Origin of the sequence: Xanthomonas sp. WHRI 8932A (assembly GCF_035012785.1) — a bacterium.
GTDB lineage: Bacteria > Pseudomonadota > Gammaproteobacteria > Xanthomonadales > Xanthomonadaceae > Xanthomonas.
Window position 1 is genome coordinate 195,025 of the sequence record NZ_JAYGQQ010000003.1, and the last position, 16,383, is coordinate 211,407.

Genomic DNA, 16,383 nt, shown 5'->3' on the forward strand with positions numbered 1-16,383 from the left:
CAAAGGCCCGGGGCGATCAACGGGGCGCATACGCCCTCAAAAAGAAGTCCACGCTGGACTGAATGTGCTCATCCACCTGCGCGCGGGTGGGCTGGCCGTGCAGGCCGCACATCATCAAGGCATACAGCTCGCCCTTGAGCAGGCAGAAGAATTGCGAGGCCGCGCGCGCCAGATCGGCGATGTCGAGCTGGCCGTCGGCCACACGCGCCGACAGGAAATCCGCCAATGCCTGTTGGGTTCGCTTGGGGCCGGCTTCCCAGAACATTTCGCGCACATGCACATCGCCGGTGCCGGGCGCCATCATCATGCGGTGGGTGGAAATGGCCGACTCGGTGCTGACCATGGCAAAGAACGCATGCGCGATTTCGACCAACTGGTCGCGCAGCGCACCCTCGGGCGCGTGGTCGAACAGGTCGTCCGGCATCATCTGCTGGCATTGCGCACGGATCGCCTCGGAAAACAGGCTCTCCTTGTCGCCAAAGTGGCTATAGACGGTGAGCTTGGAGACGCCGGCCTGGGCCGCGATGCCATCCATGCTGACCCCGGCATAGCCTAGCTCCATGAACAGGGCGCGGGCAGCACCCAGGATGGCGGCACGTTTCCCAAGATCCTTGGGACGCCCAGGGCCGTTGCTCTTGGCCTTGGACTTGAGGGGGGGCGAGCTGGACATATGGTCAATACTAGACCATCGGGTTCTATATTTATACTCGACGGCCTGAATGCATCAGCGCGCAGGTGCTTCAACTGGTCGAACCTGGGAGCGACCGAGGCAACGGACTACGCCGCGGCGAAGCGACGACACTGTGGGCGCAATGCCCAACCGCCATGCCCATGATGATGGGCATTCATTGTTTCAGTTGAATGCTCCCGGTGTCATGGTTGGCCCGGCAGCTGTGGGGAATCCACCTAGGGCGGCCCGAAAACCCCGGTGATAGATTGCCTCAGGCCTGTCGGTACATACCGGCACGCATGGTCAGCGGGCACGGATGAGGGGAATGGGGAACGTGGACGGGGTCGGGGCGCAGACGCATGCAAGCTGCGTTCGCAGCACACGCGTGCTGCGGGCGGCCCTTGTGTGGCTGTGGTTTGGGCTGTGTTGCGGGATTCTGGGACTGTCCCAGGCTGGCGCACAGGCGCTCGATCACACCGCCTATCACACCGTCACGCGCTGGAACATGGACGACGGCCTGCCGCACAACCTGGTGCACGCCGTGGCCCAGGGCGAAGACGGGCTGATCTGGGTGGGCACCTGGGAAGGCGTGGCGCGCTTCAACGGCCGCGATTTCACCGTGTACGACCGCCAGAACACGCCGGGCGCCGAATTGGGCGGCGTGTTCGTGGTGGTGCGCGACAGCACCGGCGGCATGTTGTTCGGCACCGCGTTCGACGGGGTCTATCACTATCAGGACGGCCACTGGCAGCAGCTGGGGGACGCTACGGCGCGCCATCTGGCGGTCAGCGCGCTATTGCGTCGTGCAGACGGCGCCCTGTGGGTGGGCACGCCGCAGACGCTGTATCGGCTCGAAGCGGATGGCCGCCTGGTCGACGTGGGGCGTCAGACCGACCTGCCACGTGCACGCATCACCGCGTTGTCGGCCGACGACACTGGCGATCTGTGGGTGGGCACGGAGGTCGGGTTGTACCGTCTGCCCCGCAATGGCGCCGCCGCCGAGGCCTGGGGAACAATGCATGGCATGCAGGCGGTGCCGGTGCGCCGGCTTGCCAGCGATCGCCAGGGCGGATTGCTGGTCGCCGGCGATGACGGTGTGTGGTGGTGGAGTCGCGGCGGCGGGCTGCAGCGGTTTCGCCAGGGGCAGCGGGTCGATGCGCTGCTACTGGATCGGCGTGGGCATCTGTGGATGAGCATGCCCACCGGTACCTTGGTGGTGCACAGCGGGGTGGCTGTGCCGGATGAGCAGATTTCGATCACCGGCGTCGCCAGCCCGGCATTGCTGGAAGATGCCGAAGGTTTGATCTGGGTCGGCAGCACGCATGGCCTGTTCCGGATTGCCGAAGGCGCCGCGCATGGTGTGACCCATGAGGACGGCCTTGCCTCCGATTACGTGCGCACCGTGTTGCAGACCAGCAACGGCACCGTGTGGGTGGGCAGCGCGGTAGGTCTGGACCGTTGGCGCGACGATCAAATCAGCCGCATATCGCTGTCGCCGGCCGAAGGTGGCCGCGTGCTGGAGCAGTCGGTGTTGTCGCTGGCCGATGCCGGCGACGGCGGGGTCTGGGCCGGTACCTACAGTCAGGGCGTGCTGCGGCTGGATGCGCAAGGGAAGGTGCTGGTGCGCATCGGCGCGGGCGATGGCCTGCCGTCGTTGTCGGTACGCGCGGTGTTGCCCGATGGCGACGATCTGTGGATCGGCACCACCGGCGGATTGGTGCGCTGGCGGCATGGCAAGGCGCGCCGCTACACCGCCGCCGATGGCGTGCCCGACGGCTCGGTGCAGGCGCTGTATCGCGACACGCAGGGCATCATCTGGATCGGCACCGATCGCGGTATGACCGGGCTGTCGCCGGGCGGCAGCACGCGAGCGTGGCTGGGCGAACAGGACTTCCCCGGGCAGAACGCCTTCGACTTTTTGCGCGATGCCGGTGGCGATCTCTGGATCGCCAGCGATCGCGGCTTGCTGCGCCTGCAGGGCGACCACTTTCGCGTCTACGACCATCGCGTCGGATTGCCGCGCGACAAGGTGTTCCGCGTGATCGACGACGGCCACGGCTATCTGTGGTTATCCAGCAACCACGGCGTCTTCCGCATCGCGCGCAACGACTTCGACCAGATCGATGCCGGTACCCGCGAACAATTGAGTGTGGAGGTGGTGGACCGCAGCGATGGCATGCCCAGCAATCAAGGCAATGGCAGCAGCGCCCCCGCTGGCTGGCTGACACAGACCGGGCAGTTGTTGTTTCCCACCTCGGCCGGGCTGGGCGTGATCGATCCGGCGCGTGTCGGCACCTTGCAAGGCCATCGCGTGCCGATCGTGTTCGAGCGCTTGCTGGTCGACGGCATGGTGCAACCGTTGAGCGGCCCGCATCAGCTCGGCGCAGAGACCCGCCGCATTGCAATCACTTATGCCGGCCTGAATTTCCGTGGCCCGGACAAGGTGCGTTACCGCTATCGCCTGGACGGCTTCGACCCGGATTGGGTGGATGCCGACAACGCGACCGAGGCGGTGTACACCAACCTGCCGCCGGGCCGTTTTCGCTTCCGCGTGCAGGCGATGTCGCTACCGGTGGATTGGCGGCAGACCGCGCTGCTGGGGGAATCCAGTCTGGTCATCGCGTTGGCGCCGCCCTGGTGGCGCCGTGGCGAAGTGATCGCATTGGGCATCCTTGCGCTGGCGAGCCTGATCTACGGATTTTATCTGTGGCGCACGGCCAGCTATCGGCGCAGCCAGCGCCAACTCAATACCGTGATCGATAAGCGCACCCGCGAACTGAGCGACAAGAATCTCGCGCTGCAGCAGGCCAGCCAGGAGCGCGAAGCCTTGATGCGCCAGCTGGAATACCGCGCCAGCCACGATGTGCTGACCGCATTGCCCAACCGGCGCGAAGCCGAGCGCGTGCTGCAACAGTGGTTCGACGATGCGCGTAGCGGTGGTGCCGCGCTGGCGCTGGCCTTGATGGATATCGACCACTTCAAGCACATCAACGACGAGTATGGCCATGACGTCGGCGATGCGGTATTGAGCGCGCTGGGCGAGGCATTGAGCGACCAGGATCAGGCGCAGTGCTTCGCTGCGCGCCACGGCGGCGAAGAGTTTCTGCTGGCGGCCACCGGGCTGGATGCCGCGCAGGCGCGCGCGCTGTTCGAACGCATGCGGCAACGTCTTGCGGCAATCGACGTCGATGCGCAAGGCATCACGGTGCGGTGCACCGCCAGCATGGGTATGGCGATGAGCGATGAAGCGCCGACCCGACGCGAATTGCTCGCGTTGGCAGACCGTCGGCTATACCAGGCCAAGCGGCAGGGGCGCGATCGATTGGTCGATCGGTAGTGCGATGGCACGGTGGTGCGTTGAAGACCGCGCTGTGACACCGGTGCGTAAGTCTCACGCGCGTGGTGGTGTATCGAATCGTGAAGGCTGGAGAACTTATGTTGCTGCTATGGATGGTGCTTACTTATTTCGCAATCTTGGGTCTGAGCGCTGTGCTCAACAAGGCGGATTTTCGCCGGAGTCCGGAAAAGGGCGAGCGTTACAAAGTGTTGCCACTGCCTGACAAGTGGTGTTGCTGGTTCGGTGTGATTCCGCTCTGCGTCGGCACGCTCTCTGGCATGGCGCACTGTTTCTTCCTGGCTTGATTGTCTGGGCTGTGTTGGAGGGTGCTTGCATTCGGTGGTACCAAAAGGCCGGGCTATTGCCGCGCAATGATTGAGCGTTCAGCAACGCATTCGAGGTTGGTTCGGTGCCTTAAGTCCGCTCCGCCTGCGCCTGCAACAACGCAACAAACGCCTGTGCCGCCCGCGACAAGGTGCGTCCGCCATGCGTGACGCATCCCAACTCGCGCGATAGCGCCACATCGGCCAGCGGTAGCGCCACGATCTGGTGATCTATCATGCGTTCGGGCAGGACGCTCCACGCCAGCCCCACCGAGACCAGCATCTTGATCGTCTCCAGATAGTTGGTGGTCATGCGCAGGTGCGGCACCAGGCCGCGCTCGGCAAACAGGCCGGCGACGATGCGATGGGTAAACGTGCCGGGGTCGGGTAGCACCGCCGGATGCGCCACCACATCGTCCAGCGTCACCTTGCGCAGTGCGGCCAACGGGTGGTCGGGGGCCACCACGCATTGCAGGCGGTCGTGCCAGATCGGTTGCGCACGCAGCGGTGCACGCGTGTCCGGCGCCAACGTGGTCACCGCCAGTTCCACCTCGCCGCGCAGCACCGCCGCATAGGCCAGTTCAGAATCCAGAAACTGGATGTCCAGTGCGGCCTGCGGGTGTTGCGCGGCGAAGTTGCGTAGCAATGCAGGAAGCCGGTGCAGGCCGACGTGGTGGCTGGTGGCTAGACTCAAGCGCCCACCAACCGACGCGCCCAGGTGCTCCAGCACACGGCGCGTGTCTTCCAGTTCGGCAAGGATGCGTTGGGCGCGCGGCAACAAGGCTTGGCCGGCCTCGGTCAGCACCACCTGGCGGCCCAGGCGGTCGAACAGCCGTGCCGACAATTGCCCCTCCAGCAAGGCGATGCGTTTACTCACCGCGGGCTGGGTGAGATGCAGCGCTTCACCGGCCGCCGAAAAGCTGCCGCTGTCAGCAATTGCGACGAAAGCGCTGAGACTCGCCAGATCCATGCCATTCCTGAATTTCATTTGTTGAATAAACAATATGAATTTGCGTTATCGAAGGCAAGCTCCTAGCATCGAATGCAGCCAAATGGTGCACCCACCAACCGCCACTTCACCGGATCGCCGCGATGACTGCCAAGACCCTGTACGACAAATTGTGGGACCTGCATGAGGTCACGCGCCGCGACGACGGTTCGTCGCTGATCTATATCGACCGCCACATCCTGCATGAAGTGACCTCGCCGCAAGCCTTCGAAGGACTGCGTCTGGCCGGCCGCAAGCCGTGGCGCATCGACGCCAACATCGCCACACCCGACCACAACGTGCCGACCACGCGCGCCGAGCGGCAGGGCGGCCTGGAGTCGATCAGCGATGAAGTCTCGCGCCTGCAGGTACAGACTCTGGACGAGAACTGCGACGACTTCGGCATCCTCGAGTTCAAGATGAACGACGCGCGCCAGGGCATCGTGCATGTGGTCGGCCCCGAGCAGGGCGCCACCTTGCCGGGCATGACCGTGGTCTGCGGCGATTCGCACACCTCCACGCATGGCGCGTTCGGCGCGCTGGCGCACGGCATCGGTACCTCCGAGGTCGAACATGTACTCGCCACGCAGTGCCTGATCGCCCAGAAGATGAAGAACATGCAGGTGCGTGTCGACGGCACGCTGCCGTTCGGCGTGACTGCCAAAGACATTGTGCTGGCGGTGATCGGCAAGATCGGTACGGCCGGTGGCAACGGGCACGCCCTGGAATTTGCCGGGAGCGCCATTGAAGCGCTGTCGATGGAAGGGCGCATGACCATCTGCAACATGTCCATCGAAGCCGGTGCGCGCGTGGGCATGGTGGCGGTGGACGACAAGACGATCTCCTACGTCAAAGGTCGCCCGTTCGCGCCCAAGGATGCGAACTGGGATGCCGCCGTTGCACTGTGGAAGACGCTGGTTTCCGACCCGGGGGCGCACTTCGACACCGTGGTGGAGATGCGTGCCGAAGACATCAAGCCGCAAGTGAGCTGGGGCACCTCGCCGGAAATGGTGCTGGCGGTGGATCAGCAGATACCTGACCCGGCAGCCGAACAAGACCCGACTAAGCGCGACTCGATCGAGCGCGCGCTCAAATACATGGGCCTGAAGGCCAATCAGTCGATTACCGACATCCGCCTGGACCGAGTGTTCATTGGCTCGTGCACCAACTCGCGCATCGAAGATCTGCGCGCCGCCGCCGCAGTGGCCAAGGGCCGCAAGGTGGCGTCCACGATCAAGCAGGCGCTGGTGGTGCCGGGCTCGGGTCTGGTCAAGGCGCAGGCCGAGTCCGAAGGCCTGGACAAGATCTTTCTGGAGGCCGGTTTCGAATGGCGCGAGCCGGGTTGCTCGATGTGTCTGGCGATGAACCCGGACAAGCTAGGCAGCGGCGAGCATTGCGCTTCCACCTCAAATCGCAATTTCGAAGGCCGCCAGGGCGCCGGCGGACGCACCCACCTGGTCAGCCCGGCAATGGCTGCAGCGGCGGCGGTGAGCGGCCACTTTGTCGATGTGCGTGAGCTGCAGGGAATCGAGAATCGGGAATAGGGAATCGCCACGCCCCGTTTCGCTCTGCCTATTCCCTATTTCCCACTCCCAATTCCCGGCCTTTCTATGACTCCTTTCACGCAACATACCGGACTGGTGGCGCCGCTGGATCGCGCCAATGTCGATACCGACCAGATCATTCCCAAGCAATTCCTCAAGTCGATCAAGCGCACCGGCTTCGGTCCGAACCTGTTCGACGAGTGGCGTTATCTGGATATCGGCGAGCCTGGGCGCGATAACAGCCAGCGGCCGATCAACCCGGAGTTCGTGCTCAATTTCCCGCGCTATCAAGGCGCCAGCGTGTTGCTGACACGCAAGAATTTCGGCTGCGGTTCCTCGCGTGAACATGCGCCTTGGGCGTTGGACGAATATGGGTTTCGCGCGGTGATTGCACCGAGCTTTGCCGACATCTTCTTCAACAACAGTTTCAAGAACGGCCTGCTGCCGATCGTGCTGACCGAAGCAGAAGTCGACGCCTTGTTCGAGCAATGCTTTTCCACCGAGGGCTATCAACTCACCGTGGATCTGGCCGCACAACGCGTGCGCCGCCCCGATGGCGTGGAGTACAGCTTCGAGGTCGATGCATTTCGCAAACACTGCCTGCTCAACGGGCTGGACGACATCGGCCTGACCTTGCAGGACGCCGATGCAATCGGCCGCTTCGAACAAGGCCATCGCGCGCGCCAACCGTGGTTGTTCGGCGCACTGCAGTGAACGCAATTGCCAACACCGCCGATACGGGGGCGCTGGGCGAACATGTTGCTGCGCAGTTCGGGCCGCAGGCGCACGCGTATCTGCAGAGCGACGTGCATGCGCAAGGCGCCGAGTTCGCCGAGCTCCGCGCTGGCCTGGCGGGGTGTCGCAACGGTCGATTGCTCGACCTTGGCTGCGGTGCCGGGCATGTGAGTTTCCAGCTGGCGCCGCTGATGGCCGAGGTGGTGGCCTACGATTTGTCTGCCGATATGCTCAACGTCGTGGCGGCCACCGCCGCCGAGCGCGGGCTGACGCAAGTGCGCACTGTGCAAGGTGTTGCCGAGCGCTTGCCGTTCGAGACCGGCAGCCTGGATGCAGTGGTCAGCCGCTACTCGGCGCATCACTGGAGCGACGTGGGACAGGCACTGCGCGAAGTGCGGCGCGTATTGCGTCCCGGCGGTGTTGCCGCCTTTATCGATGTGGTCGCGCCGGGGTTGCCATTGTTGGACACGCACCTGCAGGCGATCGAGGTGTTGCGCGATACCAGTCATGTGCGCGACTACAGTGTTGCGCAGTGGTTGCAGATGCTGGGCGATGCCGGCTTGCAGGTGCAGCGTCATCATTGCCAACGGCTACAGCTGGACTATCTGAGCTGGGTCGACCGCATGCGCACGCCAGAGGTGTTGCGCGCAGCCATTCGCGGGTTGCAGGACGCGGCGGTAGACGAAGTACGCGATTACTTTCAGATTGCAGCCGATGGCTCCTTCAGCAGTGACGTGCTGGTGGTATGGGCAGCACGTTGATTTTCAGGTTGCTACGGCACTAACTCACGAGGATTGCATGAGCAAGCAGATTTTGATTCTTCCTGGCGACGGCATCGGCCCGGAGATCATGGCCGAAGCGGTCAAGGTGTTGACGCGGATCGACGCACAACATGGCCTGGGTTTCAGCCTGGTGTACGACGAACTGGGTGGCGCGGCCTACGACAAGTACGGCAGCCCGCTCGCCGACGAAACGCTGGAGCGCGCGCGCGCTGCCGACGCGGTGCTGCTGGGCGCCGTGGGTGGGCCGCAATGGGACAGCATCGATCCATCGCTGCGCCCGGAGCGTGGGTTGCTCAAGATCCGCTCGCAGCTGGGTTTGTTCGCCAACCTGCGTCCGGCGCTGTTGTATCCGCAGTTGGCCGATGCCTCCACGCTCAAGCCTGAAGTTGTTGCGGGACTGGATCTGCTGATACTGCGCGAGCTCACCGGCGGCATCTACTTCGGCCAGCCGCGCGGCAATCGCACGCTGGACAATGGCGAGCGTCAGGCCTACGACACCTTGCCCTACAGCGAAAGCGAGATTCGTCGCATCGCCAAGGCCGGTTTCGAGATGGCGCGTTTGCGCGGCAAGAAACTGTGCTCGGTCGACAAGGCCAACGTGTTGGCCTCCAGCCAGTTGTGGCGCGCGGTGGTGGAAGAAGTCGCCAAAGACTATCCGGACATCGCGCTATCGCATATGTACGTGGACAACGCGGCCATGCAATTGGTGCGCGCGCCCAAGCAGTTCGATGTGATCGTGACCGACAACATGTTCGGCGACATTCTGTCCGACCAGGCGTCGATGCTCACCGGCTCGATCGGCATGCTGCCTTCGGCCTCGCTGGATGCCAACAGCAAAGGCATGTACGAGCCGTGTCACGGCTCGGCGCCGGATATCGCAGGGCAGGGCATCGCTAATCCGCTCGCCACCATCCTGTCGGTGGCAATGATGCTGCGCTACACCTTCGCGCAGGCTGCCGCCGCGGATGCGATCGAGAAGGCCGTCGGCAAGGTGCTCGACCAGGGCCTGCGCACCGCCGACATCTGGTCAGAAGGCACGACCAAGGTTGGCACGGTCGCGATGGGTGATGCGGTGGTGGCTGCGCTGTAAAGCGTTGGTTGGATGTATCGTTTTGTCGAACGTACTGGCGGTCATCGTCCTGTTTGGGCGATGGCCGCTTTCGTTTTTGCGGGGTCCATCGGTGAGCGGCGCCGCATCCGGTGTCGGGACACGCCCGAAGGAAACCGATCAAAGGTCGCGGATTGAGGTCCTGACCAACACAGTTGCTACATGGACGTACTTGCGGCGTGTCCCACGGCGGCGCGCGTGCAAGCGCCCCTCAGTAAATCTTTGCTTCCGCCCGGAACTGACAGACTTCGTGTGTCGATATGCCGGTGGCGCGGTGCCGTCTCCGGTGTCGGGACACGCCGTAAATCCGTCCTTGGAGGCTCAGTGGCGGCATCCATGCCGCCACATGGTCCCGACCCCGGAGACGACACCGCGCTTTCGATTTCATTGCTGCGGATCGAAGAGCAAAAACACCTTGACTGTCGGTGCCAGCACAAGATTGAACAACCACGCATCAAGCGTTAACAGCGAGTGGGGCAAGGCTGGATACGAAACCAAACACCAAACACCAAAAAAAAACACAAAACACAAAACCCAAAACCCAAAACCCAAAACCCAAAACGGCCAGCAGATCGCTCCGCTGGCCGTCAGGTCTTTTGCAAACTGTCAGTCGGTGCGGTGTTATGCCACCGCAGCCGTCTTGCCAGCAACCACGCCGCGCTCGCGTTGGCGCAGCAGCCGGTTGGCTACATCCAGCCATGCCAGCGCGCTGGCCTCGATGATGTCCTTGCTGGTGCCGGTGCCTTCGTACTCCACACCATCGTGGCGCACGCTCAGGCTGGCTTCGCCGCGTGCATCCGCGCCGATGCCCACGCTGTGCACCTGGTAGCTGTCCAGCTCCAGCTTCACGCCGGTGGCCGACGCCAATGCACCGAACAAGGCATCGACCGGGCCATTGCCTTGTGCGGTTTCCGCTACCCGATTGCCATCCGGATCCGATAGCTCCACCAACGCGTTCGCGCGGCTGCCGACGTCGCTGATGGTCATCGAAGCCAGACGGTAGCCTTCCTGCACGGTGGCGTCCTGCATCAATGCCTGCAGATCGGCATCGGTGACCACGCGCTGCTTCTCGCACAGGGCCTTGAACTGTTCGAAGACCAGCTTGACCTCTTCCTCTTCCAGCAGATACCCCAGCGCACGCAGGCGCTGCTCGACTGCTGCGCGGCCACTGTGGCGGCCCAGCACCATCTGTGACGATTCCCAGCCCACATCTTCCGGGCGCATGATTTCGTAGGTGCCGCGGTGACGCAGCATGCCGTGCTGGTGGATGCCCGATTCATGTGCAAAGGCGTTGCCGCCGACCACGGCCTTGTTGCGCTGCACCGGCATGCCAACCAGGCGCTGCAATAACTGCGAGGTCGACACGATGCGCGGTGTGTTGATCTCCGAATCGATGTTGTAGAACGCACCGCGCACCTTCAGCGCCATGGTGATTTCTTCCAGCGCACAGTTGCCGGCGCGCTCGCCGATGCCGTTGACGGTGCATTCCACCTGACGCGCGCCGCCTTCGATGGCCGCCAGCGAATTGGCAACCGCCAGACCCAGATCGTTGTGGCAGTGCGCGCTGAAGATCACCTTGTCGGCACCTTCCACGCTGGCGATCAGCCGCGCGAACATGCCGCGGATTTCTTCCGGCGTGGTGAAGCCCACTGTGTCGGGCAGGTTGATCGTGGTGGCCCCGGCCGCAATCGCCACACGGGTGACTTCGGCCAGGAAATCTTCTTCGGTACGGGTGGCGTCTTCGGCGGAGAATTCGACGTCATCGATGTAGCCGCGCGCCAGCGTCACGTGCTTGTGCACCGACTCCAGCACCTGCTCGCGGCTCATGCGCAGCTTGTGCTCGCGGTGCAGCGGGCTGGTGGACAGGAACACATGCAGGCGCGGGTTGGCCGCAGCTTCCAGCGCCTTTGCCGAGGTTTCGATATCGGCCTGCAGGCAGCGCGACAACACCGCCAGGGTGGGGCGGCGCAGCTCGCGGCCGATCATCGCGATAGCTTCGCGGTCGGAGTGCGAGCTGGCCGGGAATCCGGTTTCGATGATGTCGACGCCGAGTTCGTCCAGCGCGCGCGCCATGACCAGCTTTTGCTGGGGCGTCATGCTGCAGCCGGGGGATTGCTCGCCGTCGCGCAGGGTGGTGTCGAAAATTCGGATACGCGGGGTCTGGTTGGATACGGTCGTGTTCACCAGGAAGACTCCTCTACGGCGATGGCGGTGACAGGCGTTGAAGCGACTGCGGATGGGCGGGAAAGAGCGTGTGTTTGGGGTGGAGGCTTGACGCTGCGTTCGTTGCGAAGTCGCTCGGTATTGCGACGCCGCGGTTTGCGTGGCGGACGCGGCCGCACCTCGGACAAGAGTGCGGCCAAAACGGTTGCGTCGATATTACCGCCAGAGACCACCGCACATTTGCGTTTGCCTGCAACACGGCGACCGGCGGCCAATGCCAGGGCGCCAGCGCCTTCGGCGATGACGTGTTCTTCCAGTGCCAGACGCACCAGGGTTTCGCGGAGTTCGGCCTCACGCACGATCACTACGTCGTCGAGCAGGCTCGCGCACAGGCGGCGTGTCAGAAAGCCGGGAATCTTGACCTTGACGCCGTCGGCCAGCGTGGCGACGGGGGTGATTTCACGGAAGTCGCCGCGCACCGCACGCGCCATCGAATCGACGCCCTCGACCTGCGCGCCAACAATGCGCACGCCTTGCGATTTCAACGCCAGCGCCACGCCGGAGGCCAGGCCGCCGCCACCGATCGGCACGATCACCACATCCGGTGCGTGCGCGGCCAGTTCGATGCCGACCGTGCCTTGCCCGGCAATCACGTCCGGGTCGTCGAAGGCCGACAGGAAGCGATAGCCGTTCTGGTCGGCCAGCTCGCGTGCAAACGCAAACGCTTCGTCATAGCTGTTGCCGTGTTGCCGCACGGTGGCGCCCCAGTGCGCGACGCCGGCGATCTTGGTTTGCGGTGCGCCGTACGGCATCACCGTGATGGCCTGCACGCCGAGCCGATACGCCGACCACGCCACACCTTGCGCATGGTTGCCGGCCGAGGCGCAGATCACCGGACGCTCGTCGCCGCGTTCCAGCCCCGCCAGCAGTGCGTTCAGTGCGCCGCGCACCTTGTAGGAGCCGGTGCGCTGCAGGTTTTCCAGCTTCAGCCACACGCCGAAACGCTCGGCGTAGTGCAGTGGCGTCGGCGACAAATATTTGCGCAGACGTGCCTGTGCGGCCAGCACGTCGGCCACGCTGACGGCCACGTCGCTTACGTCTGGTTCCTGCGAAGAGGGGCGGCTGGAATCAGGCATTGCGGCACGCGCGCGGCCGATCCGGAAGAAGACACCTCCGGATGGCAGTCTGATGGTCGCGCGAAGTCTGCATGCCCGAGGTCTGGGTGGTCATGCGGCCGCCTCGACCGTTTCCAGTGCCGTGATCACCACCGACTCGCAGTCGTAGACCTTTTCCAGCTGCAGGCGCAGTGTTTCCGGCGGCCGGCTGCTGTCCACGTCCAGCTGCAAATGCCAGCGCCCGGCATCGTCGGGCGCGGCGGCGCCCTGGATGGCGCACGGGCGAAACCCGCGGCGCTCGGTCATGCCGATCACGCGCACCAATGCGCCTTCGGCCGGCTTCAGCACCAGGTCAAGCCGGTAACGCATGTGTCGTCTCCTTGACCGCGTGTGCGGGATTGCTGTCCAGCATGGTGCTGTTGGCGTTATTGGGCGGCACCAGCGGCCACACGTTGGCGCGTGCGTCGATGGCCACATGCAGCAGGCCGGGGCCCGGCTGCGCCAGCAACTCCGCCAGCGCTGCATCGACATCGCCGCGCGCGATGATGCGCTTGGCGGGAATACCGAACACCTGCGCCAGCGCGGCGAAATCCGGGTTGTCGGACAGATCGATCTCGCTGTAGCGCTCGGCGAAGAACAACTCCTGCCACTGCCGCACCATGCCCAGCGAGCTGTTATCGAGCAGCACGATCTTCACCGGCAGCTTGCAGCGTGCAATGGTCACCAGCTCCTGCACATTCATCATGAAACTGCCGTCGCCGGAGACCAGCACCACGGTGCGATCGGGGCAGGCGAACTGCGCGCCCATCGCCGCTGGCAGGCCAAAGCCCATAGTGCCGAGCGCGCCGCTGGTGAGGTGATTACGCGGATCGTTGAAGCGGCAATGCTGGGCCACCCACATCTGATGCTGCCCCACATCGCAGGCGATGATGGTGTCGGGCGGCGCCACTTCGCTCAGGCGCTTCAGCAGCGCCGGCGCATAGATATCGGTACCGGGCGCGTCGTAACGCGCACCGAATTTTTCGCGATTGGCAAAGCAGCGCGTCCGCCATGCCTGGCAGTTGCCGCGTGCTGCGCTCAACGCCTTGAGACTGGTCGCCACATCGCCAGGTACGGCGATATCGGCAGTGCGCAGCTTGGAAATTTCATACGCATCGGCATCCAGATGGATGACACGTGCGAACGGTGCGAACTCACTCAACTTGCCGGTGGCACGGTCGTCGAAACGGGCACCGACCACCACCAACAGATCGCATTCCTGGATCGCCATATTGGCGGCCCGCGTGCCGTGCATGCCCAGCATCCCCAGGTAATCCGGATGCGCGTGCGGCAACGCACCCAGCCCGCGCAAGGTCAGCGCGGTCGGGATGCCGGTGGCTTCGACAAAGCGCCGGAATGCTTCCACCGCATCGGCCAGTGCAATCCCGCCACCGCCGTACACCACCGGGCGCTCGGCGCTGGCGATGGCTGCCAGCGCGTCGGCCAGTTTCGCGTCCGACGGTGCCGGCGGCGGCAGCACTGCGGCCGGCACATGCTCGGGCAGATGCGAGGCATCGGCGATCTGCACGTCCTTCGGCAAGTCGATCAACACCGGGCCCGGGCGACCTTCGCGCGCGATGCGAAACGCATCGCGCACGATCTCCGGCAACTGGTCCACGCTGCGCGCCAGAAAACTGTGCTTGACGATCGGCATGGTCATGCCGAACACGTCCAGTTCCTGGAACGCATCGGTGCCCAGCAAAGGCGTCGCGACCTGGCCGGTCAGGCACACCATCGGCACCGAGTCGAGCATCGCATCTGCGATGCCGGTGACCAGATTGGACGCGCCCGGGCCGGAGGTCGCCACGCACACGCCCACCTTGCCGCTGGCACGGGCGTAGCCGTTGGCGGCGAGGGCGGCGCCCTGTTCGTGACGGACCAGGATGTGCTTGAGCCTGGAATCCACCAGGGCGTCGTAGAACGGCATGATGGTGCCGCCCGGATAACCGAACAGCGTTTCCACGCCCTCGGCTTCCAGGGCCTGCGTCAGCCAGCGCGCGCCATTGCGGGGCGTGCTGTGTGCGGAGGTATTCATGCGTTGCGAACCTTCGGTGTTAAGCGGTGGGGGATGCGGCGGCGTTATGCCGCTTGTTGATTCGCCGGTGCGGCAGCGGCTTGCTGTTCGCCGTTGAGCCAGACCATCTTGGCGCGCAGTTTCTTGCCCACTTCCTCGATCGGGTGCTCCAGGTCGGCCTGCTTGAACTTGGTGTAGTTCGGCAGACCGGCTTCGTATTCGGCCACCCAGTTCTTGGTGAAGGTGCCGTTCTGGATGTCGGTCAGCACGTCCTTCATGCGCGCCTTGGTGCTGGCGTCGATCACGCGCGGGCCGCTGACATAGTCGCCGTATTGTGCGGTTTCGGACACAAATTCCAGCATGCGGGTGATGCCGCCTTCGTAGAACAGGTCCACGATCAACTTCAGTTCGTGCAGTACTTCGTAATACGCGATTTCCGGCTGGTAGCCAGCTTCCACCAGCACTTCGAAACCGGCCTGTACCAGCGACGAAGCGCCGCCGCACAGCACGGCCTGCTCGCCGAACAGATCGGTTTCGGTCTCTTCCTTGAAGGTTGTCTTGATGATGTTGGCACGTGCGCCGCCCAGGCCGCCGGCATAGGTCAGCGCAAACTGCTCGGCCTTGCCGCTGGTGTCCTGGTATACCGCATATATGCACGGCACGCCGCGGCCGATTTCATACTCGCGACGCACCAGCGCGCCCGGGCCCTTGGGCGCAACCAGCACCACGTCCAGATCGGCGCGCGGCTTGATCATGTCGAAATGCACGTTCAAACCATGCGCGAACAGCAGGCAGGCGCCTTGTTTCATGTTCGGCGCGATGACCTCTTCGTAGAGCTTCTTCTGCACCATGTCCGGGGTCAGGATCGCGACCAGGTCGGCGGTCTTCACCGCGTCGGACGGCGCCACCACGGTGAAGCCATCGGCCTGCGCCTTGGATTCGGTCGGGCCACCGGGACGCAGGCCGACGGTGACGTCGAAACCGGAATCGCGCAGGTTCAGCGCATGCGCGCGGCCCTGGCTGCCGTAGCCGATGATCGCGATTTTCGGTTGGGTGTCGTTGCTCATGAAGTAATCCTTGCGGGGTTGGCAGTGGAAAAGAGATCAGCTGGCAGCGCAGACGCTGGTCGGCCGAGCAAAGCGGGGATGAGCGAAAACGCTGCGCATGCAGACGCTTGCAGCAGCGCAATGGCTGGCGCTGATGAAAGACGGTGCGGCGATGTCAGTGATGTCGTTCATGTCATTCGAAACTTTTGGGGGTCCCTGAAACGCGAAACCCCGCGCCGTTGCCGGTGCGGGGTCTGATCGAAGCCTTGTGTGTCTGTTGCTTACACGAAGTCTCGTCCCGCATCGGTTGGCGAGGTAATAAGTACGAGCACGAGAAGCGACGCTGCCAACGCGCCGAAGGGCGCGGACATCAAAGCGTTCGAGGTGGTGGGGCGGTGCGGCATGGACTGAGATAACCATCGCCGCCGGTGAGGTGTCAACCCTTGCGGGTGAAACATCTGTATTGGCAGCATGCGCTCAGCGCGAAGCCGCATGGCAGCAGCATGGTTTCTGCTGAAA

Annotated in this window: 13 protein-coding genes; 6 read left to right on the forward strand and 7 right to left on the reverse strand. The window is 64.0% G+C overall.

Annotated elements, in window-relative coordinates:
* Nucleotides 1–16: 16 nt before the first annotated feature.
* Nucleotides 17–670 carry a TetR/AcrR family transcriptional regulator gene (locus VC212_RS05970; protein WP_055848412.1) on the reverse strand — a complete coding sequence of 218 codons (654 nt, stop codon included), beginning with the start codon at nt 668–670 and terminating at the stop codon, nt 17–19.
* A 334-nt stretch (nt 671–1,004) separates the two neighbouring features.
* Here VC212_RS05970 and VC212_RS05975 point away from each other — a divergent pair, with 334 nt between their 5' ends.
* Both VC212_RS05975 and VC212_RS05980 read left to right on the forward strand, forming a co-directional pair.
* Nucleotides 1,005–4,007, forward strand: a complete 3,003-nt coding sequence (locus VC212_RS05975; RefSeq protein WP_323514823.1) for a two-component regulator propeller domain-containing protein — start codon at nt 1,005–1,007, stop codon at nt 4,005–4,007.
* A gap of 98 nt (nt 4,008–4,105) precedes the next feature.
* Nucleotides 4,106–4,312, forward strand: a complete 207-nt coding sequence (locus VC212_RS05980) for a hypothetical protein (protein WP_323514702.1) — start codon at nt 4,106–4,108, stop codon at nt 4,310–4,312.
* A 109-nt stretch (nt 4,313–4,421) separates the two neighbouring features.
* On the opposite strand, the gene VC212_RS05985 is transcribed toward VC212_RS05980, so the two are convergent.
* Nucleotides 4,422–5,300 carry a LysR family transcriptional regulator gene (locus tag VC212_RS05985; RefSeq protein ID WP_323514701.1) on the reverse strand — a complete coding sequence of 293 codons (879 nt, stop codon included), beginning with the start codon at nt 5,298–5,300 and terminating at the stop codon, nt 4,422–4,424.
* Nucleotides 5,301–5,422: 122 nt separating this feature from the next.
* On the opposite strand from VC212_RS05985, the gene leuC reads away from it, so the two are divergent.
* From leuC to leuB, 4 genes are all read left to right on the forward strand, one after another.
* Entirely contained in the window at nt 5,423–6,862 is a 1,440-nt protein-coding gene (gene leuC, locus VC212_RS05990; protein ID WP_055848422.1) for a 3-isopropylmalate dehydratase large subunit, read from the forward strand.
* 66 nt (nt 6,863–6,928) lie between these two features.
* Nucleotides 6,929–7,576, forward strand: coding sequence for a 3-isopropylmalate dehydratase small subunit (leuD, locus tag VC212_RS05995; RefSeq protein ID WP_115513830.1), 648 nt, complete (start codon nt 6,929–6,931; stop codon nt 7,574–7,576).
* Nucleotides 7,573–8,358 carry a class I SAM-dependent methyltransferase gene (locus tag VC212_RS06000; RefSeq protein WP_323514700.1) on the forward strand — a complete coding sequence of 262 codons (786 nt, stop codon included), beginning with the start codon at nt 7,573–7,575 and terminating at the stop codon, nt 8,356–8,358. The genes leuD and VC212_RS06000 overlap by 4 nt, the downstream gene beginning before the upstream one ends.
* Before the next feature lie 37 nt (nt 8,359–8,395).
* Complete coding sequence (gene leuB / locus VC212_RS06005; RefSeq protein ID WP_115528856.1) at nt 8,396–9,469, forward strand: 3-isopropylmalate dehydrogenase; 1,074 nt, start codon at nt 8,396–8,398, stop codon at nt 9,467–9,469.
* Between the two features lie 639 nt (nt 9,470–10,108).
* Here the strand turns inward: leuB and VC212_RS06010 are convergent.
* From VC212_RS06010 to ilvC, 5 genes are all read right to left on the reverse strand, one after another.
* Entirely contained in the window at nt 10,109–11,671 is a 1,563-nt protein-coding gene (locus tag VC212_RS06010) for a 2-isopropylmalate synthase (protein WP_115528854.1), read from the reverse strand.
* Nucleotides 11,668–12,786: a threonine dehydratase gene (locus tag VC212_RS06015; RefSeq protein WP_323514699.1), complete on the reverse strand. Its 1,119-nt coding sequence runs from the start codon at nt 12,784–12,786 to the stop codon at nt 11,668–11,670. Before VC212_RS06015 ends, VC212_RS06010 begins: the two co-directional genes overlap by 4 nt.
* 90 nt (nt 12,787–12,876) lie before the next feature.
* Entirely contained in the window at nt 12,877–13,134 is a 258-nt protein-coding gene (locus tag VC212_RS06020) for an ACT domain-containing protein (RefSeq protein WP_055848439.1), read from the reverse strand.
* Nucleotides 13,118–14,839 (reverse strand): acetolactate synthase 2 catalytic subunit, encoded by a 1,722-nt coding sequence (ilvG, locus tag VC212_RS06025; protein ID WP_055848442.1) that lies wholly within the window; start codon nt 14,837–14,839, stop codon nt 13,118–13,120. The genes VC212_RS06020 and ilvG overlap by 17 nt, the downstream gene beginning before the upstream one ends.
* A 44-nt stretch (nt 14,840–14,883) precedes the next feature.
* Complete coding sequence (ilvC, locus tag VC212_RS06030) at nt 14,884–15,885, reverse strand: ketol-acid reductoisomerase (RefSeq protein WP_115528851.1); 1,002 nt, start codon at nt 15,883–15,885, stop codon at nt 14,884–14,886.
* Nucleotides 15,886–16,383 lie beyond the last annotated feature (498 nt).